This is a genomic window from Chryseobacterium sp. MHB01, assembly GCF_034651565.1.
Lineage (GTDB): Bacteria > Bacteroidota > Bacteroidia > Flavobacteriales > Weeksellaceae > Chryseobacterium > Chryseobacterium nepalense.
Genome location: NZ_JAYEDA010000001.1, coordinates 79,521 through 96,921, shown reverse-complemented (window position 1 = coordinate 96,921; position 17,401 = coordinate 79,521). Strand labels below are relative to the sequence as shown.

13 protein-coding genes and 2 tRNA genes are annotated in these 17,401 nt (G+C 36.9%); 9 read left to right on the top strand and 6 right to left on the bottom strand.

Annotated features, from left to right (window positions below):
* Nucleotides 1–53: 53 nt before the first annotated feature.
* The gene (locus U9K52_RS00465) at nt 54–1,367 is read left to right on the top strand and encodes a hypothetical protein (protein WP_322924405.1); all 1,314 of its coding nucleotides are present in this window, start codon (nt 54–56) and stop codon (nt 1,365–1,367) included.
* Nucleotides 1,368–1,511: 144 nt separating this feature from the next.
* On the opposite strand, the gene U9K52_RS00460 is transcribed toward U9K52_RS00465, so the two are convergent.
* Nucleotides 1,512–2,156 (bottom strand): hypothetical protein, encoded by a 645-nt coding sequence (locus tag U9K52_RS00460; protein ID WP_263601274.1) that lies wholly within the window; start codon nt 2,154–2,156, stop codon nt 1,512–1,514.
* Between the two features lie 151 nt (nt 2,157–2,307).
* On the opposite strand from U9K52_RS00460, the gene U9K52_RS00455 reads away from it, so the two are divergent.
* On the top strand, nt 2,308–3,270 hold the full coding sequence (locus U9K52_RS00455) for a YpdA family putative bacillithiol disulfide reductase (RefSeq protein WP_263601275.1): 963 nt from the start codon (nt 2,308–2,310) through the stop codon (nt 3,268–3,270).
* Nucleotides 3,271–3,313: 43 nt separating this feature from the next.
* On the opposite strand, the gene U9K52_RS00450 is transcribed toward U9K52_RS00455, so the two are convergent.
* From U9K52_RS00450 to fbp, 5 genes are all read right to left on the bottom strand, one after another.
* Nucleotides 3,314–5,344, bottom strand: a complete 2,031-nt coding sequence (locus U9K52_RS00450) for a TonB-dependent receptor (protein ID WP_322924401.1) — start codon at nt 5,342–5,344, stop codon at nt 3,314–3,316.
* Nucleotides 5,345–5,816: 472 nt separating this feature from the next.
* Complete coding sequence (locus U9K52_RS00445) at nt 5,817–7,043, bottom strand: MFS transporter (protein ID WP_322924398.1); 1,227 nt, start codon at nt 7,041–7,043, stop codon at nt 5,817–5,819.
* Nucleotides 7,044–7,191: 148 nt separating this feature from the next.
* A complete protein-coding gene (locus U9K52_RS00440) occupies nt 7,192–8,865 on the bottom strand; it encodes a glutamine--tRNA ligase/YqeY domain fusion protein (RefSeq protein ID WP_322924396.1) in 1,674 nt (557 codons plus the stop codon).
* A 563-nt stretch (nt 8,866–9,428) separates the two neighbouring features.
* A complete protein-coding gene (gene menC, locus U9K52_RS00435; RefSeq protein WP_322924394.1) occupies nt 9,429–10,433 on the bottom strand; it encodes an o-succinylbenzoate synthase in 1,005 nt (334 codons plus the stop codon).
* Entirely contained in the window at nt 10,433–11,449 is a 1,017-nt protein-coding gene (gene fbp / locus U9K52_RS00430) for a class 1 fructose-bisphosphatase (protein WP_248391626.1), read from the bottom strand. Before fbp ends, menC begins: the two co-directional genes overlap by 1 nt.
* Before the next feature lie 314 nt (nt 11,450–11,763).
* Here fbp and U9K52_RS00425 point away from each other — a divergent pair, with 314 nt between their 5' ends.
* The 7 genes from U9K52_RS00425 (at nt 11,764) to U9K52_RS00395 (ending at nt 17,344) form a co-directional block, all read left to right on the top strand.
* Nucleotides 11,764–13,002, top strand: coding sequence for an aspartate kinase (locus tag U9K52_RS00425; protein ID WP_312175005.1), 1,239 nt, complete (start codon nt 11,764–11,766; stop codon nt 13,000–13,002).
* Nucleotides 13,003–13,024: 22 nt separating this feature from the next.
* On the top strand, nt 13,025–14,866 hold the full coding sequence (locus tag U9K52_RS00420) for a lysophospholipid acyltransferase family protein (protein ID WP_248391622.1): 1,842 nt from the start codon (nt 13,025–13,027) through the stop codon (nt 14,864–14,866).
* Between the two features lie 98 nt (nt 14,867–14,964).
* A tRNA-Phe gene (locus U9K52_RS00415) sits at nt 14,965–15,037 on the top strand.
* A 115-nt stretch (nt 15,038–15,152) separates the two neighbouring features.
* Nucleotides 15,153–15,225 (top strand) — tRNA-Phe (locus U9K52_RS00410).
* A 96-nt stretch (nt 15,226–15,321) separates the two neighbouring features.
* Nucleotides 15,322–16,503: a thioredoxin family protein gene (locus U9K52_RS00405; RefSeq protein ID WP_322924392.1), complete on the top strand. Its 1,182-nt coding sequence runs from the start codon at nt 15,322–15,324 to the stop codon at nt 16,501–16,503.
* Nucleotides 16,503–17,132: a DUF3575 domain-containing protein gene (locus U9K52_RS00400; RefSeq protein WP_322924390.1), complete on the top strand. Its 630-nt coding sequence runs from the start codon at nt 16,503–16,505 to the stop codon at nt 17,130–17,132. Before U9K52_RS00405 ends, U9K52_RS00400 begins: the two co-directional genes overlap by 1 nt.
* A gap of 5 nt (nt 17,133–17,137) precedes the next feature.
* The gene (locus U9K52_RS00395) at nt 17,138–17,344 is read left to right on the top strand and encodes a hypothetical protein (RefSeq protein WP_248391619.1); all 207 of its coding nucleotides are present in this window, start codon (nt 17,138–17,140) and stop codon (nt 17,342–17,344) included.
* Nucleotides 17,345–17,401 lie beyond the last annotated feature (57 nt).

The window sequence follows — 17,401 nt, the reverse complement described above, 5'->3', positions numbered from 1 at the left end:
ACACTAAAACAACAAGCATCTTTTGCATCTTTTGCGGTTAAAAATAATTATAAATGAACTCTCCGAAAAAAATACTCATCATCACCTATTACTGGCCGCCGGCGGGAGGGCCCGGTGTTCAGAGGTGGCTGAAGTTTGCAAAATATCTCCCTGAATTCGGTTGGAAACCAATTGTCTATACCCCCGAAAACCCGAGTTATCCTTTGCTGGATGATAGCCTTATAAAAGATGTTCCGAAAGATCTGGAAATCGTACAGACAAAAATCTGGGAGCCTTATCAGCTCGCCGAAAAACTTAACAAAAGCAATAAAAAGTTCAAAGCCGGGCAATTTGACGTTGGCAAAAACCAGAGCTGGAAATCCAGGCTTTCGATCTGGGTGAGAGGTAATTTTTTCATTCCTGATGCGAGAGTTTTCTGGGTGAAACCTTCCGTAAAATTTTTAGAAAACTATTTAAAAGAAAACAAAATAGATGTCGTTGTAACGTCGGGACCGCCGCATTCTTTACACCTGATTGGTTTAAACCTCAAAAAAAAGCTTCCTCACCTAAAATGGATTGCCGATTTTAGAGATCCCTGGACAGAAATTTCCTATTACAAACATCTGAAATTAACCAAAAGTTCGGACAGGAAGCATCGCCAAATGGAAAGCGAAGTCTTCAGAAATGCTGATATTACTCTGGCTACAAGTTATACCGACGCAGAAAATTTCAGGAAAAATGGGGCCAATTCTTTTTGTATTACGAATGGATTTGATGAAACCGATTCCCCAACAATAATAAGCTCAAACTCTAAAACGTCCCGACCCTCAAACACTTCAACTTTCACATTGAGTTATATCGGTGTACTCGAACAGCTCAGAAATCCGGAAAACCTCTGGAAAGCACTTAATGATCTTATACGTCAGAATGCCGATTTTGCTGAAAGTTTTGTCTTGAAATTTGCAGGAAGAATTGATGATAAAATTTTAGCAGATTTAGAAAATTCGGCCTTAAAAAATCACATCCTGAATCTTGGCTATTTGTCGCACGATAAAGCAATTGAAGAAATGCAGACCTCCTATATTCTATTGATTACCAATTTCCCGAACGAATCTTCCAAAGGTATTATTCCGGGAAAAATTTTCGAATATCTTGCAACCGGAAAACAGATTATTTCTTTTGGACCGGATGATGCCGATGTTTCAAGAATATTAAATGAAACCCATGCGGGAAAGCATTTCAGCTACCAGGATTCCGATACGATCAAAGAGTTTATTTTAGAGAAGTTTGGCCTTTGGAAAAATGGATATTCTGCTGAAAATACAACAAATATTGAGCAGTTTTCCAGAAGAAATCTTACGAAGAGGCTGTCCGAAATTTTAGAGTAAGAAATTACTAAAGGTTAAGGATAAGATTAAAGTTGAGCCAGAGATTTTTATTTAATTATAAGGCTTCGACAAGCTCAGCGTGATAATGCATAACTTTAGAATTAGCCTTATTACACTGAGCCTGCAGTGCTTAAAAGTATTCATTTAGATCGTCCACTGGTCATTAATAACCGCCACAAGATAATATTTCCCTTGAAATTCTTCAAAAACAAGACGAAGACATTTCCAGTCCATACCACTATTGGCATCGGAACCTTTGAGAAAATTTTCCGTGAAATCCGCTTTTGGATAAATCTTTTTTAGATTATTCAGTGAGTTTCCGCTGCCCTGAAATTCATTTAATGAAACCTGGCCTGCTGCAAAATCTTCTGAATATACCCATTTCCTTAAATAATCACTGATTGTAGCTTTATACAGATCACCACTTCCGTCCAGTGCTCCCCAGGTGAAAATTGTTTTGGAAGGAAGATATTTTTCAAAATCTGATTTTGAAAACTTCTTATCCTGTTCGGGATTTACAAATGCATACATGGAAAACCGCACTCCTTTCTGAGGATGAATATATGCTGCTAATCTTTGATAATTTTTATCTTTTAATGCCTGAATAATACCTTCATTCAGTTTTTTAAGAGATTCTTCTTTGTTTAACGATGTATTGACAACACTTTTATTTTGTTGATTATCATCAATATTAGTTACAGAATCAGGACGATCATTGACAAATTTTTCAGGATTTTTTTTACAAGCAACGACACCAAAAATGATAATCGAAAACATTATTTTTCTCATGATTTTAAGAGTATTGGCTAAATTCACCAAAAACGATACCACATTTATTGTCTATTTTATGAGATTTGCAGGATAGATCTAAATTATCAAGATTATTATTTTTGAAGACTGTTAAAATGCTTACATGGCTTGTTTTTTGTAATTTTGTGAAATGGAAACGTTGGATATTCTTATCATTGGAGGTGGGCCGATCGGACTGAATTGCGCTCTGGAAGCACAGAAAAATAATTTAAGCTATCTCATTATCGAAAAAGGAACGATTGTTAATTCTTTATACAATTATCCTTTGTATATGCGTTTCTTTTCTACCGCAGAAAAACTTGAAATCGATGGAATCCCATTCATTTCTACCGCTCCGAAACCCGGAAGGCAGGAAGCTTTGGAATATTACCAGGGAATTACAAGACAACGGAATGTCAATATCAATCTTTATGAAAAGGTAGAAAAAGTTTCCAGAGAAAATGATCTCTTTGACATTGAAACTACCAAAGGAAAATATTCTGCAAAGAATGTAATCATATCAACCGGTTTCTATGATATTCCGAATCTGATGAATATTCCGGGAGAAGATCTTCCTAAAGTAAAACATTATTATACCGAACCTTATCCATACGCGAAACAGAAAATCGTTGTTGTAGGCTCCAGTAATTCTGCGGTTGATGCAGCCCTGGAAACTTACAGAAAAGGAGCAGAAGTGACAATGATTATCCGTCATTCTGAAATTTCCAAGAGTGTAAAATATTGGGTAAAACCAGATATTGAAAACAGAATTGCAGAAGGAAGTATTAGCGCTCATTTTAATGCAGAACTTCTTGAAATTAAGGAAAAAACAGTCATTTTTAAAAATGAAAAAGGTGAAATTCATGAAATCGAAAATGATTTTGTGCTGGCGATGACAGGCTATCTTCCCGACTTCGACTTCCTCAGAAATTCAGGAATTGAACTACAGGGAGAATGTCTCAACCCTTTGTACGATAATGAAACAATGGAAACCAACATTCCGAAGTTATATCTTGCCGGGGTTGTATGCGGAGGAAAAGATACCCATCTCTGGTTTATTGAAAATTCCAGAATTCATGCGGAAATGATTGTTCAGCATATTCTTTCAAAGTAACAGGCAATTCACGGTAAGAATTCCAGTACTCGTTCGCAATTACTTAAAAATCAATCTTTGCACCAAGAACAAAATTCCTTTTAGCAGCGGGATTATAATAGCGATTCCCGAAAGCATTGATATCAAAGCCGGAAACGTAATCTTCATTATAAAGATTCTGTATCTGCAAGAACAAATTTAGTTTTGCCCTGTCAAGCTCAAAAGGAAATCTGAACTGGATATTTCCAACAAGACTAGGTGCTGACCATACGGAATTGGCATCGTTCAGTGGGATTTTTGAGATATAAAAATGTGAATAATCTACAGCAAGTTTTTTAAACAAAACAAAATTCAGCAGGCTGTTTACAGTCGTCCTTGGAACACCTGTCAGATCATTTCCTGAATAATCTGCATCGTTCTGGCGGTAATTTTCAAAGGTGAACCGGTAAAAACTTCCCGACATTCTGAATTTCAAAAAGCTGAAAATATTATTTTTAAGGTTAAAATTTTTAGATTCTATCAAGAGTTCCAAACCTTTCTGAACAGTTTCCCCGGAATTAACAAAAAATTCCTGTCCAGCATCATTCTGCCGTCTAACAATTGCATCTTTCATTCTGAAATCAAAATAACTTCCCTCTACAAAAACTGCATTTCCGAACTGTTTTCGGATTCCGAATTCTTTATTCCAACCATATTCCGGTTTGAGATCTGCATTAAACTGCTGATCTGATGCACGTATTTCCTCATTCGTCGGTGCCGAATTGCCCTTCCCTACTTTTGCGCGTACCGAAAAACCTTTAGCCAGAAGATAATTCAGTCCAAAATTGGGCAGCCACTGGTTTTTAAAGGTTACTTTTCCCTGCCCGACATCCGGAAAAGACCTTTCCCAATCGTAAGAGTTTGAATTCAGACTTAAAGAAATATCCGTAAAAAGTTTTTCATCAATATTTAATTTTTGGGAAATAAAATAAAATCCTGAAGTGTTTTTAATCTTGTCAAAATTCTGCGGATTACCCTGAATTCCTCTGTTGTTATCGTAGTTTTTAACGATAATATCATTGATTCCTCCTTCAAATCCAAAGCGATATGCCAGTGAAATATGTTCCCAGTTTCTTTCATAATTGAAATGAGTACGCAGAGCAAAATTTTTCTCGAAACGATTTTCAAAATTGGTAATAAATGGATTTTCAAAATCTACGTAAGATCCCTGAACAAGAATGAAATGTGAAAAATTCCTGTTAAAACTATACTCGTTTGAAAGTCCTGCCAAAATCATCTTATTACGAATTCCTGCATCCTGATCTGCCGCACCGGGAAGTGTTTTGGTTGCCGGTCTTGCCTGTTTCCGATTCATCTGCATCTGCTCAAGAGTAAGTCCACCGGGCGTCTGATAATCAAGATCAGCATACAGAATCATAGCCTTCAGCGAGCCGTTCTGTGCATATTGAAAATGATCTTTCAGGAATATCTGTTTTCGTACAACTTTAGACTGTTCGCGGTAGGAATCTGTCTGATAATAATTCTGAAAAATTTCAACAAAATGTTTTCCCAGTTGCCTGGAAAGATTAAAGCTCTGGTTAAATGTTCCGTAACTTCCTGTTGCGAGATTAGCTGACATCTTTTCAGAATCTGATGTTTTCAGCAGTACGGTTCCGCCTGTGACGGCACCGTAATCGCCGCTTTCCGGACCTTTATAAATTTCCATTCTGTTGATGAGTTCGGGAGAAATTATATTAAAATAAGTATTGCCCGAAGCATCCGAAAGGATAAAATCGTCAAGATATACCTTTACATTCCGCACTCCAAAAGGCGAACGAAGGGTACTTCCTCGAAGTGAAATCCTATAACTTCCGGGGGAACGTTCTTCCATCCTTGCACCGGAGATCTGGTTGATGGATTCCAGCATTCTTTCTGGGGGATTCTGGTTGAGCAGATTTTGTGAAACGACAGACACTGATTTGGTGGAAGAAATAAAAGCTGTCGGCTTTTTGTACGCATCAATCTGTACTTCTGAGATCAATTGTGCAGAGTCTCTTTTCTGCGCCGATAGGAAAGTTGTAGAAATGATGGGTAGAAGAATGTAGACTTTTTTCATTGTCTAATTGTAAGCAAAAATTGTTCTTTTTATTCTAATACTTTTAAAATTTTATTAATTACGTTGCGAAGCATTTCCCGCTGATTTCACGGATTTACGCAGATTATTTAATTAATGTATTTTCTTAATTCTTCTTAGCCTAGATTTCTTAATGTTAATTATTGTGAATTTAGATATTGTTGAGATTTTTACAGAATAAGAAGCTGTACTAATATTTGAAATTAATTCATTGAAATATATTCATGTTTTTTTTATAAAAGCCTGTCAATTTGTATTTTGACAAGCTTTTTTGATATGACTTCTCGCGTGAGGGATGCGGCGGGCGGCGACGCAGGAGCCGGTGCGAGTGAGGAACGAGCGAGTACGGAAGCGAAGCGGACCCCAAAGCAGCCCGACCCGAATTTGTAGAGGAAAACCTCATAGGTTTAAAAACCTATGAGGTTTAGCTTTGGAATGAGGGACACGCCCAAAATTATTCAGCGTGTTTTCTGTCGCCAATCATCCAAGGAACAATGAAATAAAATGCAATGGCAATCGCTGTTGCTAAAATTCCGGTCCCCATCCACAATGTTGTAAAGCCGAGCTTTTCTGCTATTAAAGTTCCAAGATATGGGGTTATGATAAATGCGATGGAGAATGATATTCCGTTCAGTCCCATGTAAGCACCTTTGTTGTTTTTACCGGACCGCAATGCCGTAATGGTTACCATAAAAGGCAGCGCCCAGATTTCACCAACACACAGCAAACTCATTGAAAGGACAAGAGTAAGCATCCCGTGATCAAAACCCAGCATTGCATAGGAAAGTCCACAGATAAAAGTTCCCAGAAACATGGTCACCGCAAGACTGAAATACTTTTCCGCCACCTGAACGAGTCCCATTTCCAGCAGAACCACAAGAAATCCGCTATAGCCAAGAATGTAACCGATACTCTGCTGACTGAGATGAGCCGTGTCTTTATAAAAGATAGTCAAAGTACTGAACAACTGGAAAAAGCAGATGGAAAAGAGCATGCAGAAGAAACAGTATAGTAAAAATTTACTGTCGCGGTACGGCGAGCGGTCTTTTTTAATTTCAATCACTTCTTTTATTTTTTTGGCTTTCAGTCTGGCAAGTTTATTTCGTTTTTTAAAGAATACAATGTAAACAATACCTGCCGATAAAGCTGTTAAAGCATTGGCAAAGAACAGGAATTCATAAGAAATAGCCGATAAAATTCCACCCAAAGCAGGACCAATGGAAAACCCTAAATTGACCGCCATCCGGTTTAATGAAAATGCCCGCGTTATGTTTTCGGGTTTTGCATATTTGGTGATGGCAACGGAGTTGGCCGGCCGAAAAGCGTCGCTTACAATACTCTGAATCAAAATAATAGCTGCAACCCCAACTTCTGTCTTGAAAACAGGAATCAGGCAGAATAAGGGGACACTCAGCAGTAAACTGAAAGACTGTACTTTATATTCCCCAATCTTATCGGTAATAAATCCGCCAAGCCAGGAGCCTATAACGGAACCAATCCCGAAAAAGCTCAGCACAATTCCGGTATTTTCTATGCTGAAATGCAAATGATTGGTCATGTATACTCCCAAAAAAGGAAGTACCATGGAACCGGCCCGGTTGATGAGCATCACCAGCGCCAGCATCCAGCTTTCTTTGGAAAGCCCTTTGAATGAGTTGGTATATAAATATATAAGTTTCATGATTTTATATTTTAATAGGACTTTATCCTATTTTGGTTTATATCGTCCCTTCGGGACTCTTTTCTTTACTATTATCATCTGTTTAAACAAAAAAAACAGGACTTAAAAAATTAAGCCCTGTTTCATTTATATTGGTATAAATAAATTATTACTCCGGCTTATAAGAGTCTTTTAAAGTCACAGTTCTGTTGAAGACCAAATTGTCTTCGGTAGAATCCTGATCTTTTGTGAAGTAGCCAATTCTTTGGAATTGAAGCGGTGCTCCCACTTCAACATCTCTAAGGCTTGGTTCTGCAAATCCTTTCACAACGGTTACGGACTCGGGATTGATGAAATTAAGGAAATCCACATCCTTCTCTGCATCAGGCTGCTCCACCGTAAAGAGTTTATCGTAATTTCTGACTTCCACAGGAATCGCGTGTTTTGCAGAAACCCAGTGAATGGTTCCTTTTACTTTTCTTAAACTTTCTTCCGTTCCGCTGCCTGACTTGGACTTTTCGTCATAAGTTGCGTAGATGGTTGTAATATTTCCGTTTTCGTCTTTTTCCACTCTTTCCCCTTTAATGATGTAAGCAGATTTTAAGCGGACTTCTCCACCCAGTTTCAATCTGAAGAACTTATTATTGGCTTCTTCCTTGAAATCTTCACGCTCGATATACAATTCTCTTGAGAAAGGTATTTCCCTTGTTCCGGCATCTTCCTGTTCCGGATTGTTTTCTGTATCCAGCCATTCTTCTTTTCCTTCCGGATAGTTTTCAATAACTAATTTTACTGGATCAACAACGGTCATAACACGTTTTGCGACTTTATTTAAGTCCTCACGAACGCAGAATTCCAACAACTGAAGCTCAATAAGGTTTTCCCTTTTGGCAACCCCTACTTTTTCAATAAAATTCCTGATCGCTGTTGCCGTATATCCTTTTCTTCTCATTCCTGAAATGGTAGGCATTCTCGGATCATCCCATCCGTTCACCACTTTTTCAGCAATCAGTCTTTGTAGTTTTCTTTTGGAAGTAATCATATAAGAGACATTCATTCGTGCGAATTCTCTCTGCTTATTTCTTACTTTCGTTTCATCGTATACCTGATCAAGATACCAATCATACAGCGGTCTGTGGTTTTCAAATTCCAAAGAACATAAAGAATGCGAAATTTGTTCAATATAATCAGATTCACCATGTGCCCAATCATACATCGGGTAAATCTTCCATGCAGTTCCCGTTCTGTGGTGAGGTCTTCTTAAGATCCTGTACATCACAGGGTCACGCATGTTCATATTCGGAGATGTCATGTCAATTTTTGCACGGAGCGACATTGAACCTTCTTCAAACTCTCCGTTTTTCATTCTTTCGAATAAATCTAAGGATTCTTCTACCGGACGGCTTCTGTATGGAGATTCAACACCTGGCTCGGTAGGATTTTTTCGCTGCTCTGTAATCACTTCAGACGGCTGCTCATCTACATAAGCCTTACCTTCTTTGATTAACTGCACCGCCCAATCATAAAGCTGCTGGAAGTAATCGGAGGCGTACAAAACTTTATCCCATTTGAAGCCCAGCCATTCAACGTCTTTCATGATAGAATCTACGAATTCCTGTTCTTCTTTTTCAGGATTTGTATCGTCGAAACGAAGGTTCACGGGAGCATTGTATTTTTCACCCAGCCCAAAGTTGATGCAGATCGCTTTTGTATGACCTACATGCAGATAACCGTTGGGTTCAGGCGGAAAACGGAAACGGATCTGATCTTTTTTCAGGCCGTTTGCCAAATCATCTTCGATAATTTGCTCAATAAAATTGAGTGATTTTTTTTCTTCTTCCATTAAATTCGCTTTAAAGATGCCGCATCTACGACAATTTGCAAATTTAGGAAATTTTAAAGTTTTACGGAAATTATAATTTACCGGTTTTAAGGACACTTATCCAATATTTTAACTTATCTTCGCAATAACTAAAACCATAGCTAAAATTATACATTATGTCCATCCCCATTCTATATTTCAAAAGATTTCCATTTTAATAATAAGTCCTCAGTCCCAAGATTAATTTTAATTTAATTTTGAGTTAAAAAGAAAGCAGGAAAAACGCAAATCTCCTGCTAAACAGCCATTTAAAATCAACCCATGAAATCTATCATATCAGAGATGGCAAGAGGCACCCTATTATGGCACAAAGATTGCAAACAAATAAGCGCACACAAACTAAATAATATTGTTATGAAAAAGGTTAAAAGAACGTTTTCTTCATTTTTAGAATACATCAAAAAGGCAATTTTCGTAGAAGATGTTATCTAGCAGGAATGAATCTAACAGTATGAAATTTTTTTATTCATCTAATTTTTAAATGGATAATTCAAAAGTCATCTGAAAAACTCCAATCTTTCCGATTAAATTTTAAAATATAATAATTCTCCTTTCAGATCAAGATTGGATTCGAAATTATTAATAAATAAAGATCCGGTACCCAGACCCTGCGGCATCGGATTTTTCTTGGTAAAGGTATACTGTGCAATGGCATTCAGCCCGATATTGCTTTCCAGCGCAGAGGTAATCCACCAATCAATATTACGCTCTTGAGCTAAAGAAATCCACTCGTCCGAACCTGAAAACCCGCCAATTAATGAAGGTTTTAAAATAATATACTGTGGCTTTACGCTATCCAGGAGATTGATCTTTTTATCCAAATCAACAATTCCTATCAACTCTTCATCTAAAGCAATAGGTGTAGGAGTTTCAGCACACAATTCAGCCATATCATCCCAATTGCCGGCTTTTACAGGCTGTTCGATAGAATGAATCTGCAGTTCTGCCAATTGTTGCAAAACAATTTTGGCTTCATCTTTTGAAAAGCCTCCGTTTGCGTCAACACGCAGCTCCAGCATATCTTTTGAAAACTTCTGTCTTAGTTTTTTAAGAATTTCATATTCGGATTTCCAATCGACACCGATTTTTAACTTGATACAATGAAATCCCTGATCCAGTTTATCCTGAATCTGCTCTTCCATATATCCAATATCTCCCATCCAGATCAACCCGTTGATCACAATAGGTTTATCTCCTTCAGTAAATTCACCAGGAAAATAAATATTACCTCCATGTTTCAGGTTTAAAATAGCCTGTTCATAACCGAACCATATCGAAGGAAAATCTTTCAGTTCTTTTTTTAAATATTCATACTCCTGCTGAATATTTTCACAAAGCCACTGAAGCTTCTCTTCATAATCCGGCCTGTCGTCAAAGCTGAGCCCTCTGAACATAGCACACTCTCCTGTTCCTCTTTTTCCATTTGAGTCAATATGAAGAATAAAAGTTTCCTTTTCATACAAAACGCCGCGAGATGTTCCACTCGGGCGCTTGAATTCTAATAAATATCTGAAATATTCTGCTGTCATTATTTTACACTGTCGATTCTCATAAACTCTTCCGCTTTCTCCACCATATCAACACTTCCGCAGAAGAAAGGAATTCTCTGATGCAGTTCTGTAGGTTCAATTTCAAGAATTCTTCTGAATCCGTCCGTTGCTTTTCCTCCCGCCTGTTCTGCAAGAAATGCCATAGGATTACATTCATACAGCAATCTTAATTTCCCGTTGGGTGCCTGTGAATATGAAGGATAAATATAAATACCGCCTTTCAGCATATTTCTATGGAAATCAGCAACAAGAGAACCGATATACCTGGAAGTATAAGGCCTGTCCCCTTCTTCCATCTGGCAATATTTAAGGTAATTTTTTACTCCTTGCGGAAATTTGATATAATTTCCTTCATTGATGGAATAAATTTTTCCTGTTCTTGGAAACGTCATATTTGGGTGAGAAAGATAATAAGTACCTAACGAAGGATCAAGCGTAAATCCGTTTACTCCGTTTCCTGTAGTGTATACAATCATGGTAGAAGATCCGTAAATCACGTATCCGGCAGCAATCTGATTGACTCCTTTTTGTAAAAAATCTTGAAGTTGAACCGGAGTTCCGGGTTCTGTAACTCTTCTGTAAATAGAAAAAATAGTTCCCACGGAAACATTTACATCAATATTTGAAGAGCCATCTAAAGGATCAATCAATACGACATACTTGCTTAAATGGCCGTTTTCTCCGCATTTTATATCGATAAAATCGTCATTTTCCTCAGAGGCAATTCCGCAGACCACTTCTCTTTGAGACAGAGCGGTAATAAAAATTTCATTGGCAATAACATCAAGTTTCTGCTGTTCTTCACCTTGAACATTCTGGTTTCCGGCAGCGCCTGCAATGTCTACAATTCCTGCTTTATTTACTTCTCTGTTTACTACTTTCGAAGCAAGTCTTATCGCACTCAGAAGCCGGGAAAACTCACCGGTGGAATATTGAAAATCATCCTGTCTGTCAATAAGAAATTCTCCTAAAGTCTGTAATGGTCTTTCTGACATATTTTCCTTTTTACGTTTTCCTCAAATTTCGTAAAATTTATCGCATTTTAAAAGAATTATTAATAAAAGAGCTTACGCTTTGTTTATCAACGTAATACGAAGCTTTTTCAGTTTTCAAAAGAACCCTTATCATAAAAAACTGTTCCCAAATCGCTCAATGATCTTATGATAATTTCTCTGGATTAATGATTTTAATGAAATCTTAAGGTCACTGTGATTCAACGCTATTTCATATCTCGTTGTAAATTTATAATTTTGTCACCCGTAAAATATTCCCACAAATTTTATCTAACAATTTTATTATTAACAATTTAATGAAAATTTTCAAGTTTGGTGGCGCATCGGTAAAAGATGCCGAAAGTGTAAAGAACGTATCTCTGGTACTAAAAAGTCAGGGATTTGCAAAGTGTCTGCTGGTAATTTCAGCAATGGGAAAAACGACGAATGAACTGGAAAAAGTAGTGGAGCTTTATTTCAGGAAAGATAACTATCAAACGGAGATTGAAAAGATAAAACGAAAACACATTGAAATTGCAGAAGGGCTTTTTCCTGAAAACCATGCAGTTTTTGCGGAAATCAACTTGTTTTTTGATGATATTGATTCTTTTTTAAGAAGAAACAAATCTCCTAACTACAATTTCGTGTATGATCAGGTAGTAAGCTGTGGGGAAATGATTTCTACGAAAATCGTGAGTGAATACCTGAACGAAATCCAGTTTACCAACCAGTGGCTGGATGCGAGAGATTATGTAAAAACCGACAATTCCTACCGTGAAGGTGTGGTAGACTGGGCTAAAACCGAAGAATTTATTTCAAACCTTAATAAGGAAATCTGCTACGTTACACAAGGTTTTATCGGTTCCGACGATAATAATTTTACCGTAACACTGGGAAGAGAAGGTTCAGACTACTCTGCAGCTATTTTCGCTTATTGCTTAAATGCTGAAGCCATGACCATCTGGAAAGATGTCCCGGGAGTAATGACCGGAGATCCGAGAAAATTCAAAGATGTGACATTGCTTTCCAATATTTCTTATGAAGAAGCTATTGAAATGGCTTATTACGGAGCAAGTGTCATTCACCCGAAAACGCTTCAGCCGCTTCAGCAAAAGAATATTCCTTTTTATGTAAAATCTTTTATTGATCCTTCCAAAGCAGGAACCAAAGTAGGTGCTTCAGAGAAAAATCAGAGTGAAGAAACTTACATTTTAAAAGAAAACCAGACTCTTTTAAAAATCTCAACAAGGGACTTTTCATTCATTGCGGAAGATCATATGAGCTTAATTTTCGGATATTTATCAAAATATAAGATCAAAGTTTCCCTGATGCAGAATTCTGCCATTTCACTGGCTTTATGTCTGGAAGATAAATTCAATACTATTGATGAACTGAATGAAGAACTTCAGAAAGTATTCCGCACGGAAGTGATAAAAAACGTATCTTTATTTACGGTAAGGAATGCGAAGATGGATCATATTGATCAATTTTACCAGGAAAAAAGTGTATTATTGGAGCAAATTTCGAAGAATACACTTCAAATGGTAACACAATAAAACTAATTGCGACTAAACACACATGAGTTTAATATCGAAAAACGATTTGATAAATGCTTCCGGCTTACATAAAATAGGATTTTTAAAGAATCCTGTGGCATCTGCTGTGATGAGCGTTGCCAAAATAAATGAAGTAAATAAATTATACGATAAATTAAAAGACAAGGAAGGCAAAGACTTTTTCGACTCATTTGTGAGAGAGCGAAACCTAAGCTATATCGCTTTTGAAGAGGATTTGGCAAAAATACCGAAAACAGGGCCGTTTATTCTCGTTTCCAATCATCCGCTTGGTGCCATAGATGGTATTCTGATGTGCAAGATTCTTTCGGAAGTCCGTCCTGATTTTAAGGTTATGGGAAATTTCCTGCTGGAAAAAATAAAACCAATGGAACCATATGTAATTTCGGTGAATCCTTTTGAAAACAGGAAAGGTGCATACAGCAGCTCTTCAGGAATGCGTGAAACATTGAAGCATCTCCAAAACGGAGGCTGTGTAGGTATTTTTCCGGCAGGAGAAGTCTCCAATAAGAATAATCCGTACGGAGAAATTTTAGATAAAGAATGGGAAAAACCGGCGCTTAAGCTCATCAAAATGGCCAAAGTACCGATTGTTCCTATGTATTTCCATGCCAAGAACAGCAGATTATTTTATCAGATGGCAAAAATACATCCGAGTTTACAGACCCTTATGCTTCCGGCAGAAATGATGAACGACCGGGAAAAACCGATCAGGATTCGTATCGGAAGACCTATTGCCGTAAAAGCAATGGACGATATGGAGAGCATTGAAGAACTCGGCGATTTCCTGAAACGTAAGGTTTACATGATGAAATCTTACTATGAGAAACGAAAATCACTGGCACAAAGCATTAATCTTAAAAATCTCTCGGTGAAATTCCCTTTGCTGAAAGAAGAAAATATTGTTCAGAATATTATTGACGAGACGCCAAAAGAAGATATTCTTAAAGACATCCAAAAGCTGAAAGGAACTGACAAAATGTTCTTCAGCAACGGGAATTATGAAGTCTATTTTACCAAATATGAAGAAATCCCTTCTATTATGAGGGAAATCGGAAGGCAAAGAGAGCTTACCTTCCGTGCCGTGGGAGAAGGCAGCAACCTGCCATTCGATCTGGATGAATATGATAAACATTATCATCACCTTTTTTTATGGGACAGTGCCGAAGAAAGACTGGTAGGAGCATACAGAATGGCTTTGGGAAGAGAGGTGATGAAGAAATCCGGAATCAAAGGATTTTATACCAGCTCACTGTTTGAATTTGAACAGGACATCCATCCTTTCTTTAAAAAAGTTATTGAAATGGGACGCGCTTATATCTGTCAGGATTATCAGCAGAAACCATTACCGCTTTTTCTGCTTTGGAGAGGTATTGTGCATGTATGCCTGAGAAATCCGGATCATAAATTCCTGATGGGTGGCGTAAGTATTTCCAATAAATTTTCCGAGTTTTCGAAATCTCTGATGATTGAGTTTATGCGTTCCAATTATTATGATTCTGCAGTAGCACAATATATTACCCCCAGAAATGAATACAAAGTAAAGCTCCGCGACAGGGATAAACATCTTTTTTTCGAAGAAATGGAATCTGACCTGAATAAGCTGGATAAAATTATTGATGACCTTGAGCCTGAATTGAGACTGCCTGTTTTGATTAAAAAATACATCAAACAAAATGCAAAAGTAATTGCCTTCAACGTAGATCCAAACTTCAATGATGCCATTGACGGATTAATGTATATTAGAATAAGTGATTTGCCTGAAAATACGATCAAGCCAGTATTAGAAGAGATGAGTGAGCAAATAAGGAAGGAACAGGAAAATAATTCTGTTGAAAATCAATAGGTTTTTAATTTTTGTTAAAAAAAGTATTATTAATACTTGCTTCATATACGAAAACTTAGTACTTTTGCATCACTTTAAAACAACGAAGTAAAAAGAATGGTTTCTTAGCTCAGTTGGTAGAGCAATGGATTGAAAATCCATGTGTCCCTGGTTCGATTCCTGGAGAAACCACAAAAACCACCTTCAAAAAAAGGTGGTTTTCTTTTCTAAGTTTTTAAGATAAGTTGCAGGATGTGATTTTTATTATTACTTTTGCACCACTTCAAAAAAGAAGTAAAAATTAAATGGTTTCTTAGCTCAGTTGGTAGAGCAATGGATTGAAAATCCATGTGTCCCTGGTTCGATTCCTGGAGAAACCACAAAAAAAGTCATCTCAATTGAGATGACTTTTTTGTTTTTCAACTATTCTTACGCTGAAAATAAGTATATTCGCTTTTCTAATTTTTATTGAAAAAATGAAGAAGATTGTTTCCGTTTTGTTTTTATTTTTTGTGATCACAGCTTTTGCCCAGGAAGCTATTCATTTTCAGGAACTTCCATTTAAAGATCTTATTTCAAAGGCAAAAAAAGAAAATAAAATCGTATTTATTGATGCATTTACCTCATGGTGTGGCCCTTGCAAAATGATGGAAAAGAATATTTTCACGAAAAAATCGGTGGGAGATTATTACAATGCCAACTTCATCAATGCCAGATTCGACATGGAAAAGGGCGAAGGAAGAGAAATTGCTGCCAAATACGGTGTACGCTCCTATCCTACTTATCTATTTCTGAATGGCGATGGCGAGCTCGTTTCCCAGAATTACGGTTATATGGAAGAAAGTATGTTCATCTCAATGGCACAGGACGTTAATTCTCCCAACAACAAAAAAGGTTCCTTAAAAGAACGCTTTGAAAAGGGTGAAAAAAATCCTGAATTCCTGATCAATATTATGAAACTCAATTCTTCTTCAGATTTTGGTTTTGCCAAAAGAGCTTCGGAAAGATATTTTGAAAACAAAGCTAAAACATCAGAATTTACAAAAGATGATGTGGATCTTTTACTGTACTTCCTTAAATCTTCTGAAGACAAAAATTATAAAGTCTTTACTGAAAGGAAAGCTGACATCATTAAATTTTTACCTGAAGAAACATATCATGAATTCGACAATCAGATTAAGCTGGGGAAAATTGTTGAACAATCAATTGACAATCAGAATAAAAGAATTAACGATGATTACTTCATGAAAGCAGCAGAACCTCTTGTAGGAAAACATGATGCTGAAGTAAAACTCAATCAGACCAAATTAAGCTATTACGAGCAAAACGCCAATTTCCCGGAATATGAAAAGGCTGCCCTTGTCTACTATAAAAATTCGGAAGCTTTTGAACCTAATGAATTATTAAAAGCAGCATGGATATTTTCTGAACATATAACTAATGTTACATCGCTGAAAAAAGCTGCTGAATGGGCCGAAAAATCTGTTATGCGTAGTGAAACTTCTGAAAACACTTACATTCTCGCAAAACTTTATTTTCTTACCGGAAATAAGGAACAGGCAAAGACCTACGCAGAAATGTCAAAAAATATGGCATCTCAGGCACAGAAAGATTCTACACTGGCAGAGGAGTTATTAAAACAAATTAATAAGAAATAATGAAGATCAGATTATTAGCAGGCTTTCTTACCCTTTTTATTTTAGGAAATTTAAATGCCCAGGAACAGGAAAACATCAATGAAAAAAAGGTCTATATAAAAGGTAATGCAGCCTTTATTCCTTTAGGGATTGTTAATCTTGCTCTGGAACATCAGCTCAGCAAAAAAATTACCGTACAGGGTGATGTTTTGATTTCTCCCTGGAAATATTTTGCAGGACATGAACTACAGTATTATTCAGTCTCAGCTGAAGGAAGATATTACTTTAATGAAGCGTTCAGACATTTTTATCTGGGAGCCAACATTGCCGCCTCTTCATTTGTTTTGCAAAAGTGGAATTATTGGTCTGACGGACCTTATTATAATGATTTTGGAGAAGTTTTCGTTACCTCAAATCTTTACCAGAAGGGATATTCGCTTATATTTGGTATAACAGGAGGGTATCAGTTTAAAGTTTCCGACAGATGGAATATTGACGTGTATGCAGCTATTGGATCATCACAGGATTTTTACAAAGGCTACGACAGAACTACTGGAGAGCGCTATGACAGAAAAGACAACAAATTCAACAGAAGTGGTGAAATTCTTCCTTACAGAGGAGGCGTCATGATTTCTTATCAATTAAAATAATCATTATGAAATTATTCGGAAAAAATCATCTGATTCTTTGTGCCGTTACTTTTATCATTCTTTTTATGATGAATTACCTTGGCAATGACCAGGCTGATAAACTGGAAAGAGCTTTAATGATCGGTGCTGCGGGAGTAATTGGTCTGTCTATCGGTTTAGTAATCATGAATAAGGGCAAAGACGATAAAACGCCGCCGCAAAATTTTGATTAAACGTCAAAAAGCAACGGTAAATTCATTCTTTGAATTTCAAACTGATACGATTGATCA